Genomic DNA, 6,386 nt, shown 5'->3' with positions numbered 1-6,386 from the left:
GGGCTTCGATCAACTGAAGCAACTCGCTGTCGAATTTCGCATAACTCTTTGTTTACCAAGGAGTTTTCCGTTTCGACTGCGCCGGAAGTGGGGCGAATTATAGACTTCCAGAATCTGCCGTCAACCCCTTTTCTTCACATTTCTGTCATATAGGCCAAAAAGCCCTCAGAAACGCAAAAGCCGGCCCCAAGGGGCCGGCTTTCTTCCTACCGAGCCTTAAAGACTAGGAAAGGCAAACTGCGACGCTTCATGGCTGGCCCGTTGCGGCCACCGCTGTGTAATCGCCTTGCGACGTGTGTAGAAGCGCACCCCATCCGGACCGTACGCATGCAAGTCGCCGAACAGCGATCGCTTCCAGCCACCAAAGCTGTGATAAGCCACCGGCACAGGCAGGGGAACGTTAACGCCGACCATGCCCACTTCGATCTCATCGCAGAACAAACGGGCCGCCTCACCGTCGCGGGTGAAGATACAAGTACCGTTACCGTATTCATGATCGTTGATCAGTTGCATCGCCGTTTCCAGGCTATCTACCCGCACCACGCACAACACCGGTCCGAAGATCTCTTCTTTATAGATACGCATCTCAGACGTCACACGATCAAACAAACTACCACCCAGGAAGAAGCCTTCTTCGTGCCCGGCAACACTCAAGCCGCGACCATCGACAACCAGCTCAGCACCGGCCGCCACACCGTCTTCTATATAACCACTGACTTTGTCACGTGCTTGGCCAGTCACCAACGGGCCCATATCCAGCCCGCAAGAAGTGCCCGCGCCAATTTTCAGCGCCTTGACCTGCGGCACCAGCTTGGCAATCAACGCATCCGCCACTTGGTCGCCCACGCACACAGACACCGAAATCGCCATGCAACGCTCACCACAGGAACCATACGCCGCGCCCATCAAGGCACTCACCGCGTTATCCAGGTCGGCGTCCGGCATCAGTACCGCGTGGTTCTTCGCCCCACCCAGTGCCTGCACGCGCTTGCCACGCTTGGTCGCTTCGGAATAAATGTACTCGGCAATCGGCGTCGAGCCCACGAAACTCAGCGCTTTCACTTCCGGCGCCTCAATCAGCGCGTCCACCGCACCTTTGTCCCCGTGCACCACACTCAGCACGCCTTTAGGCAAACCGGCCTCTTGCAGCAATTGCGCGATCAACAGCGTCGAGCTCGGATCACGCTCCGATGGTTTCAGGATGAAGCAGTTACCGCAGACAATCGCCAACGGGTACATCCACAACGGCACCATCGCCGGGAAGTTGAAGGGCGTAATACCAGCAACCACGCCAAGCGGCTGGAAGTCCGACCAGGCATCAATGTTCGGTCCTACGTTACGACTGTACTCGCCCTTCAGAATCTCCGGTGCCGAGCACGCGTACTCAACGTTTTCGATCCCGCGCTTCAACTCACCGGCCGCGTCTTCCAGCGTCTTGCCATGCTCTTCGCTGATTAACTGCGAGATGCGTGCTTCGTTCTGCTCCAGCAACTGCTTGAAACGAAACATCACCTGGGCGCGCTTGGCCGGCGGGGTATTACGCCAGGCCGGGAACGCAGCCTTCGCAGAATCGATCGCTTGTTGAATGGTTTCACGGCTGGCCAACGGCACCTGGTGGATCACCTGGCCGGTCGACGGGTTATACACGTCGGCACTCCGGCCGCTGTCGTTGACCATCTCACCGTTGATCAAATGCTGGATAAGGCTCATGCAGGGCTCCTGAAAAATTGTTCTATATAGAAGGAGAAATCAGTCGATCTTGTTCAGCACTTCGCCGACCGCATCAAACAAGCGATCCAAGTCCTGCGGCTTGCTATTGAAGGTTGGCCCGAACTGCAGGGTGTCACCGCCAAAACGCACGTAGAAACCGGCCTTCCACAACGCCATGCCGGCCTCGAATGGACGCACGATGGCATCACCGTCACGCGGGGCAATCTGGATCGCACCGGCCAAGCCGTAGTTGCGAATATCGATCACGTTTTTGCTGCCCTTCAAACCGTGCAGCACATTCTCAAAGTGCGGTGCGACTTCGGCTACGCTCTGCACCAGGTTTTCCCTCTGCAGCAGGTCCAATGCCGCCAGGCCAGCTGCGCACGCCACAGGGTGCGCCGAGTAAGTGTAGCCGTGGGGGAATTCCACCGCGTACTCCGGCGTCGCCTGGTTCATGAAGGTCTGATAGATCTCGCTGCTGGCAATCACCGCGCCCATCGGGATCGCGCCGTTGGTGACTTGCTTGGCGATGCACATCAGGTCCGGCGTTACGCCGAAGCTGTCGGCACCGAACATCGAGCCGGTGCGGCCGAAACCGGTGATCACTTCGTCGAACACCAACAGGATGTTGTGTTGATCGCAGATCTCACGCAGACGCTTGAGATAACCCTGAGGCGGCACGAGCACGCCAGCAGAGCCGGCCATTGGCTCGACAAATACCGCGGCGATGTTCGACGCGTCGTGCAATTCAATCAACTTGAGCAATTCGTCGGCCAGCGCGATACCGCCCTGCTCCGGCATGCCACGGGAGAAGGCGTTGCTTGCCAGCAAGGTGTGCGGCAGATGGTCAACGTCCATCAAGCCCTGACCAAACAGCTTACGGTTACCGTTGACGCCGCCCAGGCTGGTGCCGGCGATGTTCACACCGTGATAACCACGGGCGCGACCGATCATCTTGGTCTTGGTGGCCTGACCTTTCAGGCGCCAGTACGCACGCACCATCTTCACCGCAGTGTCGGCGCACTCGGAGCCGGAGTTGGTGAAGAACACATGGTTGAGGTTACCAGGGGTCAAGTCCGTAATCTTTTCCGCCAGTTGGAACGACAACGGGTGACCGTACTGGAAGCCCGGCGAGTAGTCCAAAGTCCCCAGTTGCTTGGACACGGCGTCCTGGATTTCCTTGCGCGTATGCCCGGCGCCACAGGTCCATAGGCCCGACAGCGAGTCATACACCTTGCGGCCTTTGTCATCCGTCAACCAGCTGCCTTCAGCGGCCACGATCAGGCGCGGGTCACGCTGGAAGTTACGGTTGGCGGTGTAGGGCATCCAGTGCGCGTCCAGCTTCAGTTGGCTGGCCAAGGACGATGGGGCGTTTTCGGGCATGTTCATCAGCAAAACCTCGCAAGGCAGAAGGCAGCGTCGGGATTGAAACGCGTGGTTGCAGCTAAATTGCCATGGCGATAAAGTCGGTGAAATCCAACTCTTCTAACCTTCAGTCAGGCCTTTACTAAACTATGAGCAGCCGTCGACCCGATCCCCTGGCCCAAGTCAGCGACTTCGATATCCGCCTGCTGCGCATTTTTCGAAGTGTGGTGGAGTGCGGCGGCTTTTCAGCGGCAGAAACCGTGCTGGGCATAGGCCGTTCGGCCATCAGCCAGCAAATGAGCGATCTTGAGCAACGCCTCGGGTTAAGGCTGTGCCAACGCGGCCGCGCCGGTTTCTCCCTGACCGAAGAGGGCCGCGAGGTCTACCAGTCGGCCCTGCAACTCTTGAGTGCCCTGGAAAGCTTTCGCACCGAGGTCAACGGCCTGCACCAGCATCTGCGCGGCGAGCTGATCATCGGTCTCACCGACAACCTCGTCACACTGCCCCACATGCGCATCACCCACGCGCTCGCACAATTGAAGCAACGCGGCCCGGATGTGCAAATCCAGATCCGCATGATCGCCCCCAACGAAGTCGAACAAGGCGTGCTCGACGGTCGCCTGCATGTTGGCGTGGTGCCGCAGGCAAGCGCCCTGTCGGGATTGGAATATCAACCGCTGTACAGCGAGCGCTCGCTGCTCTACTGCGCGGTCGGCCACCCGTTGTTCTATGCCGACGACAAGCAATTGGACGACGCTCGCATCGATGACCAGGACGCCATCGCACCGACGTTCCGCCTGCCCGCCGAGATCCAGGCCCATTACCAGGCACTCAACTGCACCGCCAGCGCGTCCGACCGCGAAGGCATGGCGTTCCTGATCCTTACCGGACACTATATTGGCTACCTGCCCGATCACTACGCCAGCCTGTGGGTACAACAAGGACGACTGCGCCCGCTGAAACCGGCTACACGTTTTTACGATTTGAGCCTCGCATCGGTCACGCGCAAGGGCCGTCGCCCCCATTTGGTGCTGGAAAGCTTTCTGGAAAGTCTGGCAGCAACGCGCTAACGCTGGCCTCGAGCAAAAAGCTGAGCACTTGGACAGTTTTTTGCAAGCCCACCAGGACCTAGAACTGTCCGACTCGAGTTTACCCGCCATGCCACCAGAACCCTCCAGCCCCAGCGACCTCATCTATGGCCTCAATGACCGCCCGAAACCTGCTCCGGCCCTGCTCGCCGCACTGCAACATGTGCTGGCCGCCTTTGTCGGCATCATCACCCCGCCACTGATCATCGGCTCCACCCTGGGCCTCACCGCCCATTTGCCCTACTTGATCAGCATGGCCTTGATGGTCTCCGGTGTCGGCACCTTCATCCAGGCACGTAGGCCATTTGGCATCGGCGCTGGGATGATCTGCCTGCAAGGCACCAGCTTTGCGTTTCTCGGCGCGGTGTTGTCGGCGGGCTTTCTGGTGAAGCAACGTGGCGGCAGCCCGGAAGACATCATGGCGATGATCTTTGGCGTGTGCTTTTTCGGCGCCGTGGTGCAGATCGTGCTGAGCCGCTTTATCGGCCAACTGCGCCGAGTCATCACGCCGTTGGTGACAGGAATTGTCATCACGTTGATCGGCATCAGTTTGATCAAGGTCGGCATCACCGACCTTGGCGGTGGTTTCAACGCGCCGGACTTCGGCGCGCCTATCAACCTGGCGCTGGGCGTGTTCGTGGTGCTGACGATCATCCTGCTCAACCGCTCCAACACACCTTGGGTGCGCCTCTCGGCAATCATCATCGGCCTGGCCCTGGGTAGCCTGGCCGCCTGGTTCAGCGGCAAACTCGTGCCTCAAGCCCTGCCCGACCTGCCGCTGGTCAGCCTGCCTATTCCGTTTCGCTTTGGTTTCAACTTCGACTGGAGCGCTTTCCTGCCGATCGCGCTGATTTATCTGATCAGCAGCATCGAAACGGTCGGTGACCTCACCGCCAACTGCATGATCGCCCGCCAGCCCATCAGTGGTCCTTCTTATATAAGCCGACTCAAAGGTGGCGTACTCGGCGATGGCGTCAGTTGCATGATCGCCGCCACCTTCAGCGCCTTCCCCAATACCACATTCGCGCAGAACAACGGCGTGATTCAACTCACCGGCGTCGCCAGCCGATACGTCGGCTTGTATATCGGCGTGGTGCTGTTTTGCCTCGGGTTGTTTCCATTGATTGGCGCAGTTCTGCAGCAAATCCCCAAGCCGGTCTTGGGCGGCGCGACCCTGGTGATGTTCGGCAGCGTGGCCGCCGCCGGTGTGCGTATCCTTGCTCAGGCACCGCTGGACCGACGCAGCATGCTGATCATCGCCACCTCGTTTGGTGTCGGCCTGGGTATCGCCGCCCAACCGAACCTGCTGCACTTGATGCCAACGCTGGTGCAGAACCTGTTCGACTCCGCTATCACCAGCGGCGGCCTGACTGCCATTGCGCTGTGCCTACTATTACCGGAAGCCAAAGTCAGCAGCGCCACCGTAAACCACACACCGGAAAGAGACACGCTGGAACCACTTTGACGGTTTTATTGCATCAGGACTTGTCTGGGGCTTGAGGGTGGGTTATCTGTGCACACGTCGTCTCTATCGATCAGCACGGAAACCTCCATGAGCCTCGAAGTTCCTGCCCACAGCAACCAAGCCGGTAAACCCGCCAGCCGCATTCGGCAAAAGAACGAACAAGCGATTCTCCAGGCTGCTGAAGATGAGTTCGCGCGCCATGGCTACAAAGGCACCAGCATGAACACCATTGCTGCCAGTGCCGGGCTGCCAAAGGCCAACCTGCATTACTACTTCACCAACAAGCTGGGCCTGTACATCGCGGTGCTCAGCAACATCCTCGAATTGTGGGACAGCACCTTCAACTCGCTGACCGCCGAGGATGACCCGGCCGTAGCCCTCGCCCGCTATATTCGCACCAAGATGGAGTTCTCGCGGCGCCAACCCCAGGCCTCGCGGATCTTCGCCATGGAGATCATCAGCGGTGGCGAATGCCTCACCGAATATTTCAGCCAGGACTACCGCGCGTGGTTCAGTGGCCGCGCGGCGGTGTTCCAAGCCTGGATCGACGCCGGCAAGATGGACCCCATCGACCCCGTGCACCTGATCTTCCTGCTGTGGGGCAGCACCCAGCACTACGCCGATTTCGCCACCCAGATATGCCGCGTCACCGGTCGCGCCAAGCTGACCAAGCAGGACATGGAAGACGCCGGCACCAACCTGATCCACATCATTCTCAAGGGCTGTGGCATCAAGCCCGTCCAATAAACGAAGCGACT

The 6,386-nt window shown here is 59.2% G+C and carries 5 protein-coding genes; 3 read left to right on the top strand and 2 right to left on the bottom strand.

What is annotated here, in order from left to right; genetic code table 11:
- Nucleotides 1–216: 216 nt before the first annotated feature.
- Together AACY36_RS24570 and AACY36_RS24565 are read right to left on the bottom strand one after the other, a co-directional pair.
- Complete coding sequence (locus AACY36_RS24570; RefSeq protein WP_339415822.1) at nt 217–1,710, bottom strand: CoA-acylating methylmalonate-semialdehyde dehydrogenase; 1,494 nt, start codon at nt 1,708–1,710, stop codon at nt 217–219.
- Between the two features lie 39 nt (nt 1,711–1,749).
- Nucleotides 1,750–3,099: an aspartate aminotransferase family protein gene (locus AACY36_RS24565; RefSeq protein ID WP_339415820.1), complete on the bottom strand. Its 1,350-nt coding sequence runs from the start codon at nt 3,097–3,099 to the stop codon at nt 1,750–1,752.
- Between the two features lie 125 nt (nt 3,100–3,224).
- Here AACY36_RS24565 and AACY36_RS24560 point away from each other — a divergent pair, with 125 nt between their 5' ends.
- The 3 genes from AACY36_RS24560 (at nt 3,225) to AACY36_RS24550 (ending at nt 6,375) form a co-directional block, all read left to right on the top strand.
- Nucleotides 3,225–4,145: a LysR family transcriptional regulator gene (locus AACY36_RS24560; protein ID WP_339415818.1), complete on the top strand. Its 921-nt coding sequence runs from the start codon at nt 3,225–3,227 to the stop codon at nt 4,143–4,145.
- Nucleotides 4,146–4,233: 88 nt separating this feature from the next.
- The gene (locus AACY36_RS24555; protein WP_339493281.1) at nt 4,234–5,628 is read left to right on the top strand and encodes a uracil-xanthine permease family protein; all 1,395 of its coding nucleotides are present in this window, start codon (nt 4,234–4,236) and stop codon (nt 5,626–5,628) included.
- Nucleotides 5,629–5,715: 87 nt separating this feature from the next.
- A complete protein-coding gene (locus tag AACY36_RS24550; protein WP_339415816.1) occupies nt 5,716–6,375 on the top strand; it encodes a TetR/AcrR family transcriptional regulator in 660 nt (219 codons plus the stop codon).
- Nucleotides 6,376–6,386: the final 11 nt, after the last annotated feature.

The sequence above is a fragment of the Pseudomonas sp. EA_15y_Pfl1_P101 genome (assembly GCF_963970835.1).
GTDB classification, from domain to species: Bacteria; Pseudomonadota; Gammaproteobacteria; order Pseudomonadales; family Pseudomonadaceae; genus Aquipseudomonas; species Aquipseudomonas tritici.
Note: the sequence above shows the minus strand (reverse complement) of the source record. Positions and strands in the feature narration are given on the sequence as shown.